A 15,152-nucleotide genomic window follows, 5' to 3' on the forward strand; every position below is an offset into this window, starting at 1 on the left:
ACAGAAGTTCTTCATGAAAAGAAACTACTTACTACTCACTACTTGTTTAATTTTCTCGTTTTTTTCTTCATTCGCACAGGACCTTCTGCATTGTGGAACGGATAAAATGCGACATGAAATGGTACAGCAAAATCCGGAACTTCATGAAGGAATTGCTATTGCCTATGAACAATTGTCAACATACACGGAATGGTTTAAACAACAACCGACTCTACGAGAAGGGACAACTTATATCATCCCGGTTGTATTTCACATCATTCATAACTATGGAGATGAAAATATAGGTGATGCGCAGATCTATGACGCAGTTAAACAGGTCAACACACAAATGCGTAAGCGAAATGCTGATACGACTGATATCGTAAGCCCATTTAAGGCATTAGCTGCTGATGCAGAAATCGAAATTCGTCTCGCACAATTAGATCCGCAGGGAAACTGTACCAGTGGTATTACAAGAACCGTATCTGACCTGACATATATCGGTGATCATCAGGTAAAAAGTCTTATCCAGTGGCCGCCGGATCAGTATTTGAATATTTATGTATGTGACGCAGCTGCAGGATTAGCAGGACATGCTCTTTTACCGGCAGATGCGGCAGCGGCTCCGGAATGGGATGGAATTGTCATGCAACATTCCTATGTGGGTACTATCGGTACTTCCGATTATTTCAGAAGAACAGTATTGACGCATGAGATAGGTCATTATTTTAACCTGCAACATATTTGGGGTGGAAATAATGTACCGGACTACTTTTACCTTACAGTAGCACAAGCGGGAAATTGTGAGTATGATGATGAGGTAGAAGACACACCGCTCACCATAGGTTGGCAAACATGTAACCTGAGTGGAGCCACATGCGGGACATTAGATAATGTTCAGAATTATATGGAGTACTCCTATTGTGCCCGAATGTTCACAGAAGGTCAGAAAACGAGAATGCACGCCTGTTTGAATTCTCCTGTAGCCGGACGAAATAACTTATGGCAACCGGGAAATCTGTTGGCAACCGGAACGGACGATGCTACTTATTATTTGTGTGCAGCTAATTTTGAAGCGGATAAAAAAATAATCTGTGCGGGCGAAACAGTCGAATTTTCTGATGTGTCTTATCACGGTATTGAACAGAGAGACTGGACATTTGAAGGCGGAACGGCTTCATCGTATACAGATTCCTTGATTGAAGTTACCTACACAAGTCCCGGAGTATATGGTGTGACACTAGAGGTTGGAAATGGAGCAGAAACAGAGATTATAACTAAAGAGGAATATATTACCGTATTACCTGCTCAGGGAGCGTATTCAGGAATGCACGAGTCCTTTGAACATGTAGATCCTTTTTTTGAAAGATGGGTGCGAATACCCACAGAAGCTCCGGTAAACTGGGATTTTACTCCTGTTGGATTTGAAAGTTCTACTTCTTTTTACATAAATAATTTTGAAGCAGGTGCATGGGAATACACATTTCATTCTAAACCTGTTGATGCTTCAGCATTAAGTGATCTGGCGGTGACGTTTGATTATGCCTATGCGCAAAGAGAAACCGGAAATAATGACCTGTTGCAGATTGCAGTGAGTAATGATTGTGGCAATACATGGGCTACGAGAAAAGTGTTTTACGGAGCGAGTACCTTGAAAACAGTTGATGCTGCTATTTCTGAAGAAGCATTTACACCGGTGGATGAAACACAATGGAAATCAGGAGCAGTTACCAATATAAATGCCTCCTATCTGGTGGATAATCTGATGATTCGTTTTCGGTTTATAGGAGACGGAGGAAATAATTTGTATATTGATAACATACGTATCGCTCACCCGGATGCTCTTCAGGTTGAGGAGAAAATGACCGGAGAGTTGAGTGTGTATCCGAATCCGGTTACGGATCAGTTAACTGTAATCCGGGAAATGGAGACAGGTAAATCATTCTTGCTAAGGATAGTAGATCTTTCAGGAAAAGTTGTTTATGAAGAGGAAGCAATGCAACAAGAAACAACAATATTTACCGGGAACCTTAATCAGGGATATTACGTATTACACGTAGATGGGAAGACTGTTCCCTTTGTGAAATTGAAATAATTGACATGATTAGAGTAGTGTTTATGCTTCTCCTGATGGGAATTGTCTTCTCCTGTGCGCCTACCCGGTTTTATCGCACGTTGGATGAAGGAGAGCATGCGATATCCGCTAATGTACTTGGACCTGTGATTAATGTGCCGGGTGTCTCACCTATGCCGATACCATTATCTGCTCTGGGATATGGGTACGGGATAAAAGAGTATGTAACAGTATTTGGGAACTGGCATACAACAGCCGCTGCATTTAATGTGTGGCAGTTTGATGCGGGAGCTTCTTTCAGAGTCTGGCAGAATACGCAGAAAACAATGGGGGTAAGTATCGCACCCGTAGCTAATATCATGATAGGAAAAACAGCATCGGATTTTCGGTTGTATCCGCAACTGGATATGAATTATTACATCAATTATCCGGTGAAACAAAAAGAAGGAAAATTCAGACGAAATGATTTCTTTGTAGGATTTGACAACTGGTTTGATCTATACAATATGCAGGCACATGGAGAGCCGAATGCCGTAAAATGGCTCTGGAATACACATGTAGGAACAACATTTACGCGAAATCGCTGGTCCGTACAAGTAGAATTGAAACTGTTGGCTCCCTATTTATCTAATGAAGATATTGTTCTGGACTACGTGAGTCCTCTGGGGAACAGGGGAGCTATGGGGATTTATATAGGAATTGTCAGAACGCTAGGAGGTAAGAAATGAAAAGAATAAGTATAGTTTTAGCTTTTCTGGGAGTGTTGACAGGAACATCCTGTAAGAAAAAACTGGATAGTTTTTTGTTCAATAATTCGGAAATAGAAGCCTATTATCTTGATGCCTATGATGGGGATAAACCTTTTGATGTACCTGCATCCTTTTCCGTTTCACAAGATAAGATTACCGTATTTTCCTATGATATAACTTCCGGTGACGAAACACTGAAAATCTATGCGATTTATATTGGTGATATCGCACAAATAGCTACGGATACTGTGATTTTTTACTGCCATGGGAATAAAGATCACATGGATTATTATTGGAACCGACAGAAGTTACTGGCCTCGGCAGGGGATCAGTATAGATACGGAATCTTGTCTATTGATTACCCCGGGTACGGCATGTCTTCAGGTGAGCCCACAGAACAGAACATGTATGATGCGGTAAACGGTGGGTTAAAATGGTTAAAAGAAAAGGGGCTGACGAACGAAAGATTAGCTGTATATGGATATTCTTTAGGGTCTGCACCCGCCTGTGAGATAAGTGCTTCTGACCAGTACGCATTAAAACCGGGTTGGTTAATTCTGGAGAATCCCTTTGCCTCTTCGGAAGTAATGGCACAAAGCTCGACAGGGTTGAGTTTACCTTCTTCCTATTTTACAAATGCCAAAATAGAAAATGCGGAAAAAATAAAATCTGTTCAGCAACCTTTTCTTTGGTTTCATGGTAAGAACGATGATTTTCTTTCGTTGGAGACACATGGGGAAATTGTATATAAAAACTACTCAGGGGAATATGCTGAAGCGCACCGAATTGAAGGAGCTGAGCACGATGGAGAAAATGGCGTGCCGAAGGTAATGGGATTTGAAAACTACCTTGAGGTGATTCATGAGTTTATCAGCACGCATTAGTGTTCAAAATCGTACATTTGCCGGACACAAATACATCAGATACAATGAAAATTAACGGTCACGGCCATTTGCTGCCTTATCCCGAAGATATACCTGCGTTCATGCGGGATAAAAAATTGTTTTGGATAGATGAGGATAAGCAGTTTATGAGACAGGGAAATTGGTGCAGGCCGATTACTGATCCTAGTTTTTTTCTGAACGAGAAGTTGGAGTGGATGGAAAAGAACGGGATTGACCACGAGGTTGTATTAACCTTATCACAATTGTATTGTAATGGACTTTCTGAAAAGGAAACATTAGATGCTGTTCGTTTTCAGAATGATTTCAATGCCCGGATTCAATCCGGAAACCCGGACAAGTTTACAACAGGTTTTGTTGTACAGCCGGCATACATTGAGCAGTCTTTAAGAGAAATAGAACGGAATGTAGAAGAGAATAATTTGCGCTTACTCTGTCTCCCGACTCATTTTATGAATGAAGAGCAACAATGGGTTTCTGTAGCTGATGAGTCCGTTTTTCCCCTATTTGAACTGGCTGATAAATATAAACTTGCAATAGAAATCCATCCGTATGATGGAGAAAAGATGGTTAATATCGCAGATAGATACTGGAGATTTCATCTGGTGTGGATGTGCGCCCAGACCGCAGATGCTTATCATCTATACACGTTACTTGGAATAGCACAGAAATTCCCGAATATACGTACCTGTTTTGCGCATGCCAATATGTTGGGACAGGCAAACTTCGGAAGGCGATTGCAGGGATATGATGGCAGACCGGATTTATTCGAAGGTGCCATGGATCCGAGAGAATCAAACCAACATCCGAATATCTATTTTGATACACTAGTGCACGACGTGGAGACTTTCCGTCTTTTGGTCAATCGATCAGGTGCTTCTCAGGTATTGGCAGGTATGGATGATCCTTATCCGCTGGGAGAAATGGAGTCTGTTCCAGGGTCATATCCCGGGAAGGTGATAGATGAAGCTCTGGAACAACAAATTATTACACAAAATGAGTTTGATTCTATCTGGTCGGATAATGTGCTAAGGTGGTTGGGGAAAAAATGGTAGTTTTTCGGGTTAAATAATACGCTAAAATAGTAGATGCCAGCGGGAATTTGACTAAATTTGCATGGGGTGAGAAATGTTCTTGTTTCCATATTGTTTGTCGCATTGACTTTACCTTTCCTGGTGAGGTTTGTTGTTGTTTCTCACTATTTTTCTAATTACGAATATTACAGTGAAGTTCTTTGTGAAAACAAGGATAAACCGGAGTTGAAATGTAACGGTTCCTGTCAACTTTCAGAAGAATTGAAAGATTCATCTCCGGAAAGCAATAATGACCCTAACAGAACGATTGAAAACCTCAGAGTTGAGATCAGTTTTTTTGTTGTTGATACCTACGAATTCCCGAACTATGGATGTAGTACAGAATTAACGGATAAGCCTCTTGAGGGAGGTCAGGATACATATACCTATCTGTTAATCGAGGAGATTTTTAAGCCGCCCATATATACTTCATTTCTTTAACCTGACTTTTTCTTTAATCTGAACAGGGAAGTAGTGAAATTACTTCCCCTGGTAGTGTAGTATTTAAAAATTAAGAAATGAAAAGAGTAAAATATTTATATAGTATATTGATAGTTAGTTTGTTAGTTGGATTTGTTAGTTGTAAAAAAGACAATCCTGAGCCAACCCCTGAGCCTTCAGCTACAACAGGAACAGTTAAAGTGAAATTGGATCACAAATGGGGTATGAATTGGGATGCTTTTGCAATGAATACAGCATATACTCATCCAATGAGTGCTGAAGAAATCACATTTACAAAACTGAAGTATTACATTTCAAATGTAAAGCTGAAGAAAACAGACGGTACCTGGTGGAGTCAGCCGGAAAGTTATTTCCTGGTAGAAGTAGGTGAAAACACAGTTCCTGAACTAAGTATTTCTGGCGTTCCGGTTGGGACTTATACCGATATAGAATATACAATTGGAGTGGATTCGACGAGAAACGTTTCCGGTTCACAGACCGGGGCATTGTCTACATCAAACGGTATGTTCTGGTCATGGAATTCAGGCTATATTTTCATAAAAGCTGAAGGAACTTCTCCTGATTCGCCTTCTGGTGCATTTGAGTATCATATCGGAGGATTCAAAGACGAAAACAATACCAATGCAATTCGAGTAAATACGCAAAGTTTTGGTGGAGAGCTTGCCGTAACAGGAAGCAATAATCCTATGATTCACTTCTATGTAAATGCGGCCCGATTCTGGCATGGAGGCATTCTACTTGCAAATGTGAATACCGTTCACATGCCGGGAGCCAATGCAATTACGCTTGCCGATAATTTCCGAGAAGCCTTTATTGTTCACCATATTCATTAGTAGGTGAGGGGAATTGTTGAAAGCATTGGGATAATAACCCTGCTTTTTCTTACTGCATGTAAGAAAGAATTGACAGAAGTGCCGGGAGGGAATGAATATTCCTTCCTGGTGCCTTCTCATTTTCCTGAGCCGTATTATCAGTTTGAAAATAACGAAGTAAGTCAGGAAGGCTTTATACTTGGTCGTAAATTGTTTTATGACAAAAGGTTGTCATTAGACAATACAGTTTCCTGCGCCTCCTGTCATATCCGGGAATATGCATTTAGTGATCCCGGGAAAAAAGTAAGCACAGGTGTTGAGGGTAGAGTGGGAGTTCGCAATTCCCCGGCACTGTTTAATTTGGCATGGAATCCTTCTTTCATGTGGGACGGAGGGATTAATCACATTGAGATAATGCCGCTTGCACCTGTAACAGATCATAACGAAATGGATATGAGTATGCAGGATCTTATGAGCAAACTGGATACGCTTGAAGAGTACTCTCTGTTGCTACAGAGTGCTTTTGGTACAAGAGAGATGAACGATCAACGCTTCTTTTATGCGTTAACACAATTCTTAACTCTATTGGTTTCGTCTGAATCGAAGTACGACAGGTTTTTGGAAGGAAAAGTCCAATTAACAGACGAAGAGCTGGAAGGGAAGCATCTATTTGAGCAGAATTGTGCCGTTTGTCATGCAGGAGTGTTATTCACAGATTATTCATACAGGAACAATGGACTTCTACTAGATCCGGAGGACAACGGTCGAGAGCGAATTTCCCTGAATCCGGAGGATAGAGGGAAGTTTAAAGTCCCTTCTTTGCGTAATAGTGTATTGACATATCCTTATATGCACGACGGAAGATTTGAAACACTGGAAGAAGTGATCGATCACTACAGGTTCGGAATTAACCTGACAGCAACAACAGATCCTACTCTGGTTAATGGTATACCACTTTCAGAGGAAGAAAAAGCTAAGTTAATTATCTTTCTCTCTACGCTTACTGATGCTGAGTTTTGTTACAATCCTGTTTTTGGTAACCCTTTTGGAGAGTAATCGTTTTTTACTATCTTACGGAAAACCATAAACGCAACGGAAATGAAATGGTCTTTTCTTTGGATTACACTTGTTCTATCTTTTTCCGGCTTTTCTCAGACGGAAGAACTGGATTCATTAATGGAGATCTGGCATAGCGCAGCGGCACAATCAGACTGGGATTCATATGCGGAACTGTTGTCGGATGATTTTGTTTTTCTGGGAACAGACCCTTCCGAAAGGTGGGAGAAAGAAGAGTTTGAGACTTTTGCTCGACCCTATTTTAAGAAAGGAAACGGATGGAAGTTTTCTACAATTTCCAGAACATGGTACCTTTCATATGATGCCAGTACAGCCTGGTTTGAAGAAGAATTGGATACATGGATGAACAACTGCCGGGGTACGGGTGTTCTGGAACAGGATCAGCAAACGGGAGAATGGAAACTCAGGCACTATAGCCTTTCTGTCTTAATAGAAAATGAAAAAATCGAGTCCTTTATTGAACTAAGGAAAAACTAACTTTTCTGTTTTCGTATATTTGCTTTCAAGCGATAGACATAAGTTGAAAAAAATATTACTCATTGAAGATGATCCCCAGGTGTGCTCGTTTGTCCGGAAAGGATTAACCGAACAGAACTTTTCCGTTGAAGTTTGCCTGAATGGAGCAACAGGGCTGGAGCGCATTAATTCCGGAAATTATGATGTGGTTTTACTGGATATTATGCTACCGGATATATCGGGGCTGGAGGTTTGTTCAAGAGTACGGGAACAAAATGTAAATGTGCCCATTATTCTGCTTACAGCTTTGGGGACAGCAGAAAATGTAGCTTTGGGACTCAATATGGGCGCAGACGATTACATTGTAAAACCATTCAAGTTTATTGAGTTAGTCGCCCGGATAAAATCATTACTCAGAAGATTTGAGAGACAGGAGCCCGAACCGCAGATCCATCGATTTCTGGATATTGAAATGAATGATGAGACAAAGGAAGTACGAAGAAACGGAGAATTGATATCACTGACATCCACAGAGTACCGGCTACTCATGATGTTTATTGACAATCCGAAGCGGGTTCTGTCCCGTGCTGATATACTGGAAGCGGTATGGGGGAGCGAATTTGACCTCGGAACGAACGTAGTTGATGTGTATATCAATTACCTGAGAAAAAAACTGGAAAAGAATGGCGATAGCCGGGTGATTCATACTGTTTTTGGTATGGGATACGTAATGAAAGAAGAACCTTGATTTGAATATAAGAACTAAAATAGTATTAATGCTGGCTTCAACTTTTGTAGCTTTGATACTGGCATTCAGTGTGTTTATTTACTATTTTAATTCAAGATACGCGTTTTCCGATTTTTACAAGCGGCTTGAAATCAGGGCTTTTTCTATGGCAAAAAGTGACCTTGACCAAAAATCCACTGCAGATTTAATCAGAGATTTTAAAGGAGAGTACCTGGAACCGTTACATGAAGAAAAGCATGTGTTTATTGAGCTGGACGGAAAAAACAGAGATTTTAAGAAAATTGCCAATGAGAATAATCTCAATGAAGATTTTGTCCGGGAAATTTATGAAAACGGATCATCAACCTACCGAAGAAATAAGTTGTTTTTCAGTGGGATTCGATATGATGTCAATAATAAGAACTATCTGGTAATCACATCAGCCATTAATTATTATTACGAGCACCACATGGTGTATATGAGGAACTTATTAGTTATTTCAATTAGCATTTCCTCCATTATAGTGGTATTAATAGCATATTGGTTATCAAAACGCCTGATCAACCCGATTAAAGTCATAACAGAAGAAGTGAACCTGATCGGTACGGAAAATTTGCATGTGCGTTTGGATGTCTCTGATAACGAAGATGAGTTGACGCAATTAATCAGGACGTTTAATAACATGCTGGATCGATTGGAGACAAGTTTCGAGACCCAAAAGAATTTTATCAGTAATGCTTCTCATGAATTGAATACACCATTAACATCTATTATTGGAGAGGCAGATGTTGCTTTGGCCAGAGATCGGTCGGCAGAAGAATACGTTGACGCGTTGCAACAGATTCTGAAAGAGGCCGAAAAACTGGATAAAAAAACCAAAGCATTACTCTATTTGGCACAGACTGGATTTAACGGAAAAGTACTTGTTTTTGATAAAGTACGAATCGACCAGTTGATTTTTGATGTACACAAAACAATCAACAGGATTCACCCGGACAATAAAATTGTGATCGATTTTTCATTATTACCGGAAAACCCCGAAATGCTTAAAATTAAGGGGAATGAACAACTGCTGCATCTGGCACTTTCCAATATACTACTCAATTCGTATAAATATTCTTCTAATCAATCGGTTAAGGTGTCTTTGGGTCTTTCTGAGAATCAGGTTATTCTGGTCGTGACTGATTCAGGAATCGGCATTCCGAAAGATGAATTACAGTATATCTACGATCCTTTCTTCAGAGCTTCCAATACAAGAAATTTTGAAGGATATGGTATCGGATTACCTCTGACACGAAACATTATTAAAATTCATAAAGGAGAATTAAATGTTTATTCTGTTCAAAATGAAGGGACTATTGTTGAGATTAAACTTCCTGTCGGGAAGTATACGCTTTAATTCTAATCAAATCTTAATTAGTTTCTAATCCCATCCTAAGAGCGCAGAGATAAGTTTGTTCCAAAAATTAGGTTATGGAACAAACGATCATGATTCTTACAGATTTCTCTATCGATTCACTTTATCTCGTAAAAAAGGCATTGGATGATTACGAAGATCAGTCCGTGAATATTCTGATGGTGCATGGGGTTGATGTCTCGTCTTATCCTTCAGATCTGTTGTTTTTTTCTAAATCAGTGCTTTATAGTAAGCTGGTGTCGGAGGAATTTAAAGAAGCCTGTAGTGTTTTAAGAAACAGATACTCTTCACGGATAAACTCGTTTCGGTTTGACTTTTTTACCGGGTTTACGAATGCGGCATTCGGTAATTTCCTGGAAGGAAACAAAGTCGATAAGATATACGTTGCAGGCAATTTTCAAAGTCGGCATCTCTCAGGAATGAGCGCTGATATAACAGGTTTTGTAAGGAAATGTAAAACAGAGAAAGTAGAAGTTAATTACGTAACATCCGAAGAAGGTCCGGTGTCCGGACAGCTTGCCCGATTGTTTCAGATGAATGCATAAAATGAAAAAGAGGTATTCACATATCATTTTATGGGTAGTCTTTCTCGGAATGATCTTTTCTGTGTATATCCTTTCCGGTAATATGGAACACCCGGAAAAGAATCTGATCGGAACCTGGAAGGAAGTTTCTTGGCACTATGAAAAAGTAGACAAGACGGAAGATGGAGAATTTTTCAAAGAGATTGCTCGGGATGAATTGAAAGATGAAATTGCGAAAAATCTGGTTATTCATAAATCGGAAGAATGGACTTTTGAGCAAAACGCAGATTTATTACTAACCGGAGAGGATAAAGAAGATAAGAAACTCAACTGGCGTCTCAAAGGAAGAGGACATATCCTGAAGCTGAAATATGACAATGATAAGTTTGAAGTGTATCAGATTAGGGAATTGAACAGGAATAAGTTGGTGTTGCACTTTGAGAATGACATCCACGCCCGTGGTATTGTAAGAATAGAATTTGAAAAAAAGAAGTAAATATGTTGAGGAAATACAGTAACTCAAGAAGTCTTGGAGATAATATAAAATTGGGTGCAATGACCGCTTTTTCAGCGGGAATGGTTAATGTTGCATCGCTGATTTTATTCTTTTCATTTACTTCAAATGTAACAGGTCATTATGCCATTTTGGCTGAAGAAATAGCAAAAGGGAACTGGTTTCAGGTTTTGGTTGTATTTTCTTGGATTTTTTGCTTTTTCGCAGGTAGTTTTTTTTCGAATTACATGATTATTCACGGTGAAAGAAGAAGTAGCTACATCACCCACTCGATTCCGTTGATCCTGGAAATGATTTGTATTCTTACTGTAGGATTTTACGGGCATTTTATATACTCAGAGACATTGATGGAAACAGAGATCATGGTTGCTGTATTATTACTCGCTATGGGGTTGCAAAATGGTTTGACAGCCAGTATTTCTAATTTTTCCGTGAAGACAACACACCTCACCGGGTTAACGACTGATCTTGCAGCACACTTGTCTATGTTGACAAAGAAGAAGTACAGACAGAACAAACAAGTGAGGGACAAGGTGAAATTACTGTCGTTTATTGCCGCAGCTTATCTGACAGGAGGTGTTATAGCTGGATCAATTACGTATTGGTTTGAGTTTACGGTATTTTTTGTCATTGCGATTACCATTGTAGTTGTACTGATTTATGACATATCTAAAATATACCTGACAAAAGCGATACGAAAGAAAAAGGTTAGAATTTCAGTGTCTTTGGTTCCTCAGTCGGGAAACAACAGTAATTAGAATTTATCCGACCTCACCCAAAACATATAATTCTTCGAGATTGGGAGTAGGTTTTCCACCACGCTCTTCCAGTGTAATAGCGAAAGCAGCAGCACCGGAAACAGGTTTCATTTCAAGTAGGGTTTCTTGGTCTCCCATATCAAACACACCAAGGTCTACCGGAGTTCCGTCAACAATGGCCCAGAGTTGGTATTGTTTATCAGGCGGGTTTTGAGGCAGATTTCCTTTATTTAGAATTACTTTGTTATCGGTCGGATTCCAGGCGACAAGAACATTCCCTTCCGGATATTTACCGGGAATTCCCTTCAGATAAATACTTTTTGATGCAGGATCTGTTACGAAAGTAAGAAGACTACTTTTGAACTCAAGTGCAGCTACTGTTCTCGACAAACTGTCATTCATAGATGCATTCTGAGCAGATAGAGTCGATAATTCATCCGAAATGGTATTTATTTTTTTTGTTGTGTTTAGATACAGAATACCTAAAAAGACAGCTGCAACTGCACTGATAAGCGAGATGACAGGAGCAATTCGCGTTGGTTTTTTCTGAGGAATGACAGCGGAATCGGCTTCGTTTTCATTGATAGAAGCGCTTGTTTGTGCCATCATCGGTTCATCATCTATTTCTTGTGCAATAGCATCCCATAAATCAACAGGAGGAGCAACTTGTTGTTCCATGAAAAAGTTTTCCATTGAAACTTCAAGGTTCGTCAACTCTTCACGAATTTCGGGATATATATGAGACATACATTCCACTTCCTGTTGTTCCTGAGAAGAACAGTTACCGAGAATGTAGTTCTCCAGTATACCTGATGCTATGTATTCTTCAATATTCACTATTCTGTGCCATATATTCGTTTCAATTCTTTCATCGCTGAACGAACCCTGGTTTTTACAGTTCCCAGCGGCAGTCCCAGCTCTTTGGCGGCATCTTCATGTGTGTGCCCCATTAAGTATACGGTGTTAATTACATTTCTGTGATCTTCACTTAATGACCTTAATTTGTCTTTTAAGTCAATTGTGTCCGTTTCTTGTTTTGTTTGATTCACCTTGTCTGCCATACCTACGAATTTATCCTGAACATGGATTTCGTATTTAGCAGCTTTTTTGCGAAGCTGATCAATAGCAGTGTTTTTGATGATGTTGGACATCCATGTGAAAAGAGTTCCTTTCTTTTCATCATAGGAAGTGAAGTTTTTCCAAATTTTGACAAAGCCATCTTGTAAAACATCTCGTGCGATGTCTTCAGATATGACAACACGTAGTGCAATACCATATAAAGCTCCGGAATACAGATCATACAACTTTTTGAAAGACGTTTTATCTCCACTGCGTATCAGGGTAATGTCGTCAGCTGTAATTAATTTTTTATGGTTGGTTGCACTCACATATCAAAGGAATGAAATTTTTTTTAAATCATAGCATAGTGGGATGCTTAAATCATACTTTTTGTTTTTAATAAGCTCATTATCAATTGATTTAATATTTTTTTTCAAGAAATGAAATCCAAATGATTTGCAAAGAACGTATATGAGTCAAACAAAAAACAAAACGTTATGAAAAACAAAGAAAACACAGCTAAGGCAATCATGGGCGGACTGGCATTGGCAGCTGTATTTACTACGGGTAACAATGCGAATGCATCAGAGATTATTGAATTAGGAAATGGTTGCGAAGTGAGAAGTGCTCTTATAAATGGAGTGGAAATTCTTACGGGAGACAGAGCCATGGAGTTAAAATGCGGCGAAGCGAAATGCGGTGAAAAATCACAGGAAGCAAAATGTGGTGAGAAATCGAAAGAAGCTAAGTGCGGCGAAAAAACGAAAGAAGCTAAGTGTGGAGAGAAATCACAGGAGGCGAAATGCGGTGAAAAGTCGAAAGAAGCAAAATGTGGTAACCTGTAATAAAGCGTGATGATGAATTGTCCGTTGAGTGGTGTGGGCCTGGGGTTTCGAAGGGATATTGCAGATCTCTTGTTGAATTGGGGTGATGAAAACAAACCTCGTTTTGTTGAGTTGGCCCCGGAGAACTGGATGAGTCTCGGAGGAGCTTCCAAGGTCTTATTGGAAAAAGTAGCAGCGCAATACCCGATAACCACTCACGGACTTTCTTTATCTATTGGTTCACCTGATGAAATAGACTTCGGATTTCTTGCCCAGGTGAAAGATTTTCTCGATCGGTTTCAAATAGAGCATTATACGGAGCATCTTAGTTTTTCTCAATGCAACAACGTTCATCTTTATGACTTACTTCCTGTTGCGTTTACGAATAATGCCGTAGAACATGTTGCGGCAAAAGTAGCACGGGTACAGGACTTCATGAAGCGGGAATTAATTCTTGAGAATATATCCTATTACACCAACGTACCATCCGAAATGTCGGAATTGGAGTTTATCACTAAAATTGCTGAAAAATGCGGTTGTGGACTACTGCTTGACGTGAATAATGTTTACGTCAATGCATTTAATCATAGCTATGATCCGTATGCGTTTCTAAACTCATTTCCCTTAGATAAGGTAAAGTATATTCACATGGCAGGGCACACGAAAGTGTCGGAAGACTTGATTATTGATACACATGGAGAGGAAATTATTCAGCCGGTGTACGATTTGCTAAAATTTGTTTTGCCTAAGTTGAGTCGTGTACCGATACTATTAGAGAGGGATTTTAATTTTCCTGAAAATCCGGAAGATCTGAAGAGAGAATTGAGACAATTGAACCGGATTGAGAATGAAGTCATAAAACAAAGTTATCATGCGTAAGAAATTAGAGGCTCAACGGGAAGATCTGGAGGTAAATATGAATGCATTTTTTAATTTTTGCCTGGAAGGTAAGCTAGGAGAGGTGGCTGTGCAGGACGTGTCCAGAATTTGGAATTACAGACGGTTGGTTTTTACTGTTTTTGAAGATGCGCTTTCCACGGCTTATCCAATCGCCAAATCAATTATGAAGAAGGCAAACTGGATTGATTTGGTAACGGGATTTATGAAAGAAAACAGGCATGCTGAAAAAGAGCTTTGGAAAATGCCTGTGGAATTGATCGGTTATTGTGAAGAGTTCAACATAGCTGAAAAAACAGACATGCCCTATTTGGTCGATTTGTTACGATTTGAATGGGCCGAGACAATTGTCTTCTGTGAGAAAGATTTTTCTGACGAGGAGGCTGAGAGATTCGTTTTTCAGTATAAAGAACAAACGTTTCTGTTTGGGCCGCATTTTAGGTTAGTAGATTCAAAATGGGAAATTCATACCGGCGAAAGAGGTGAGCTGCGACCCACCTTTTATTTTGTGTACCGAAACGCTGACTTACAGGCAAGTTACCTGCTAGTTCCTCCTATCTATGCTTATGTCATACAGAATATTGAAATTCTTTTTGTGGAAGGGGTAGAAGAATTTTTGAAAATTTTGGAGTTTAGTACGCAGGTTCCGGAAAGTGAGCTTCGAAAAATTTGGGAGCAATTCTTTTCATCTTTTTGTCGTTTGGGAATAATTAAACAAGTTAATCGGATTGAGTAACTTGTCTGTGTTGATAGTTAGAGATTTACTATTTTCACTTTGTGTAAAAAATCAAAACAAAATTTTAACTAACTCGTTAAGCTTAGGCAAAATAAATTCTATCTTCGGCAAC

At 39.5% G+C, this 15,152-nt stretch carries 18 protein-coding genes; 16 read left to right on the plus strand and 2 right to left on the minus strand.

Annotated features, from left to right (window positions below; all coding sequences use genetic code 11):
* Positions 1–13 precede the first annotated feature (13 nt).
* The 13 genes from ABDZ97_RS03410 (at position 14) to ABDZ97_RS03470 (ending at position 11,524) form a co-directional block, all read left to right on the plus strand.
* Positions 14–2,074 carry a zinc-dependent metalloprotease gene (locus tag ABDZ97_RS03410; RefSeq protein ID WP_343785126.1) on the plus strand — a complete coding sequence of 687 codons (2,061 nt, stop codon included), beginning with the start codon at positions 14–16 and terminating at the stop codon, positions 2,072–2,074.
* Positions 2,075–2,079: 5 nt separating this feature from the next.
* Positions 2,080–2,781, plus strand: coding sequence for a hypothetical protein (locus ABDZ97_RS03415; protein ID WP_343785128.1), 702 nt, complete (start codon positions 2,080–2,082; stop codon positions 2,779–2,781).
* Positions 2,778–3,686, plus strand: a complete 909-nt coding sequence (locus ABDZ97_RS03420; protein WP_343785130.1) for an alpha/beta hydrolase — start codon at positions 2,778–2,780, stop codon at positions 3,684–3,686. The genes ABDZ97_RS03415 and ABDZ97_RS03420 overlap by 4 nt, the downstream gene beginning before the upstream one ends.
* Before the next feature lie 44 nt (positions 3,687–3,730).
* On the plus strand, positions 3,731–4,759 hold the full coding sequence (locus tag ABDZ97_RS03425; protein ID WP_343785132.1) for an amidohydrolase family protein: 1,029 nt from the start codon (positions 3,731–3,733) through the stop codon (positions 4,757–4,759).
* 66 nt (positions 4,760–4,825) lie between these two features.
* Positions 4,826–5,218, plus strand: a complete 393-nt coding sequence (locus tag ABDZ97_RS03430) for a hypothetical protein (protein ID WP_343785134.1) — start codon at positions 4,826–4,828, stop codon at positions 5,216–5,218.
* A 77-nt stretch (positions 5,219–5,295) separates the two neighbouring features.
* The gene (locus ABDZ97_RS03435) at positions 5,296–6,072 is read left to right on the plus strand and encodes an MbnP family protein (protein ID WP_343785137.1); all 777 of its coding nucleotides are present in this window, start codon (positions 5,296–5,298) and stop codon (positions 6,070–6,072) included.
* A 3-nt stretch (positions 6,073–6,075) separates the two neighbouring features.
* Entirely contained in the window at positions 6,076–7,107 is a 1,032-nt protein-coding gene (locus ABDZ97_RS03440; RefSeq protein ID WP_343785139.1) for a cytochrome-c peroxidase, read from the plus strand.
* A 42-nt stretch (positions 7,108–7,149) separates the two neighbouring features.
* Positions 7,150–7,605: a nuclear transport factor 2 family protein gene (locus ABDZ97_RS03445; protein ID WP_343785141.1), complete on the plus strand. Its 456-nt coding sequence runs from the start codon at positions 7,150–7,152 to the stop codon at positions 7,603–7,605.
* 43 nt (positions 7,606–7,648) lie between these two features.
* Positions 7,649–8,332, plus strand: coding sequence for a response regulator transcription factor (locus ABDZ97_RS03450; RefSeq protein WP_343785143.1), 684 nt, complete (start codon positions 7,649–7,651; stop codon positions 8,330–8,332).
* Positions 8,333–8,360: 28 nt separating this feature from the next.
* The gene (locus ABDZ97_RS03455; RefSeq protein ID WP_343785146.1) at positions 8,361–9,710 is read left to right on the plus strand and encodes a sensor histidine kinase; all 1,350 of its coding nucleotides are present in this window, start codon (positions 8,361–8,363) and stop codon (positions 9,708–9,710) included.
* Between the two features lie 74 nt (positions 9,711–9,784).
* Entirely contained in the window at positions 9,785–10,273 is a 489-nt protein-coding gene (locus tag ABDZ97_RS03460; protein WP_343785148.1) for a hypothetical protein, read from the plus strand.
* Position 10,274: 1 nt separating this feature from the next.
* Positions 10,275–10,748 carry a hypothetical protein gene (locus tag ABDZ97_RS03465; protein ID WP_343785150.1) on the plus strand — a complete coding sequence of 158 codons (474 nt, stop codon included), beginning with the start codon at positions 10,275–10,277 and terminating at the stop codon, positions 10,746–10,748.
* Between the two features lie 2 nt (positions 10,749–10,750).
* A complete protein-coding gene (locus ABDZ97_RS03470) occupies positions 10,751–11,524 on the plus strand; it encodes a YoaK family protein (protein ID WP_343785152.1) in 774 nt (257 codons plus the stop codon).
* Between the two features lie 3 nt (positions 11,525–11,527).
* Here the strand turns inward: ABDZ97_RS03470 and ABDZ97_RS03475 are convergent, their stop codons facing one another.
* Positions 11,528–12,361, minus strand: coding sequence for an anti-sigma factor (locus tag ABDZ97_RS03475; RefSeq protein ID WP_343785154.1), 834 nt, complete (start codon positions 12,359–12,361; stop codon positions 11,528–11,530).
* Complete coding sequence (locus ABDZ97_RS03480; protein ID WP_343785156.1) at positions 12,361–12,912, minus strand: RNA polymerase sigma factor; 552 nt, start codon at positions 12,910–12,912, stop codon at positions 12,361–12,363. The genes ABDZ97_RS03475 and ABDZ97_RS03480 overlap by 1 nt, the downstream gene beginning before the upstream one ends.
* A 168-nt stretch (positions 12,913–13,080) precedes the next feature.
* Between ABDZ97_RS03480 and ABDZ97_RS03485 the strand changes: the two genes are divergently transcribed.
* The 3 genes from ABDZ97_RS03485 to ABDZ97_RS03495 are packed head-to-tail and all read left to right on the plus strand — an operon-like array spanning position 13,081 to position 15,040.
* Positions 13,081–13,428 carry a hypothetical protein gene (locus ABDZ97_RS03485; RefSeq protein WP_343785158.1) on the plus strand — a complete coding sequence of 116 codons (348 nt, stop codon included), beginning with the start codon at positions 13,081–13,083 and terminating at the stop codon, positions 13,426–13,428.
* 9 nt (positions 13,429–13,437) lie between these two features.
* Complete coding sequence (locus tag ABDZ97_RS03490) at positions 13,438–14,286, plus strand: MbnB/TglH/ChrH family RiPP precursor modification enzyme (protein ID WP_343785160.1); 849 nt, start codon at positions 13,438–13,440, stop codon at positions 14,284–14,286.
* Positions 14,279–15,040, plus strand: a complete 762-nt coding sequence (locus tag ABDZ97_RS03495) for an HvfC/BufC family peptide modification chaperone (protein ID WP_343785162.1) — start codon at positions 14,279–14,281, stop codon at positions 15,038–15,040. The genes ABDZ97_RS03490 and ABDZ97_RS03495 overlap by 8 nt, the downstream gene beginning before the upstream one ends.
* Positions 15,041–15,152: the final 112 nt, after the last annotated feature.

The organism is Wandonia haliotis (genome assembly GCF_039523435.1).
GTDB lineage: Bacteria > Bacteroidota > Bacteroidia > Flavobacteriales_D > Crocinitomicaceae > Wandonia > Wandonia haliotis.

What these genes read in the sequence shown, in the direction of transcription:
- ABDZ97_RS03415 (WP_343785128.1), top strand. Translation starts at nt 2,080, where the DNA reads ATGATTAGAGTAGTGTTTATGCTTCTCCTGATGGGAATTGTCTTCTCC.
- ABDZ97_RS03490 (WP_343785160.1), top strand. Translation starts at nt 13,438, where the DNA reads ATGATGAATTGTCCGTTGAGTGGTGTGGGCCTGGGGTTTCGAAGGGAT.
- ABDZ97_RS03410 (WP_343785126.1), top strand. Translation starts at nt 14, where the DNA reads ATGAAAAGAAACTACTTACTACTCACTACTTGTTTAATTTTCTCGTTT.
- ABDZ97_RS03470 (WP_343785152.1), top strand. Translation starts at nt 10,751, where the DNA reads ATGTTGAGGAAATACAGTAACTCAAGAAGTCTTGGAGATAATATAAAA.
- ABDZ97_RS03445 (WP_343785141.1), top strand. Translation starts at nt 7,150, where the DNA reads ATGAAATGGTCTTTTCTTTGGATTACACTTGTTCTATCTTTTTCCGGC.
- ABDZ97_RS03465 (WP_343785150.1), top strand. Translation starts at nt 10,275, where the DNA reads ATGAAAAAGAGGTATTCACATATCATTTTATGGGTAGTCTTTCTCGGA.
- ABDZ97_RS03425 (WP_343785132.1), top strand. Translation starts at nt 3,731, where the DNA reads ATGAAAATTAACGGTCACGGCCATTTGCTGCCTTATCCCGAAGATATA.
- ABDZ97_RS03460 (WP_343785148.1), top strand. Translation starts at nt 9,785, where the DNA reads ATGGAACAAACGATCATGATTCTTACAGATTTCTCTATCGATTCACTT.
- ABDZ97_RS03495 (WP_343785162.1), top strand. Translation starts at nt 14,279, where the DNA reads ATGCGTAAGAAATTAGAGGCTCAACGGGAAGATCTGGAGGTAAATATG.
- ABDZ97_RS03420 (WP_343785130.1), top strand. Translation starts at nt 2,778, where the DNA reads ATGAAAAGAATAAGTATAGTTTTAGCTTTTCTGGGAGTGTTGACAGGA.
- ABDZ97_RS03435 (WP_343785137.1), top strand. Translation starts at nt 5,296, where the DNA reads ATGAAAAGAGTAAAATATTTATATAGTATATTGATAGTTAGTTTGTTA.
- ABDZ97_RS03485 (WP_343785158.1), top strand. Translation starts at nt 13,081, where the DNA reads ATGAAAAACAAAGAAAACACAGCTAAGGCAATCATGGGCGGACTGGCA.
- ABDZ97_RS03455 (WP_343785146.1), top strand. Translation starts at nt 8,361, where the DNA reads ATGCTGGCTTCAACTTTTGTAGCTTTGATACTGGCATTCAGTGTGTTT.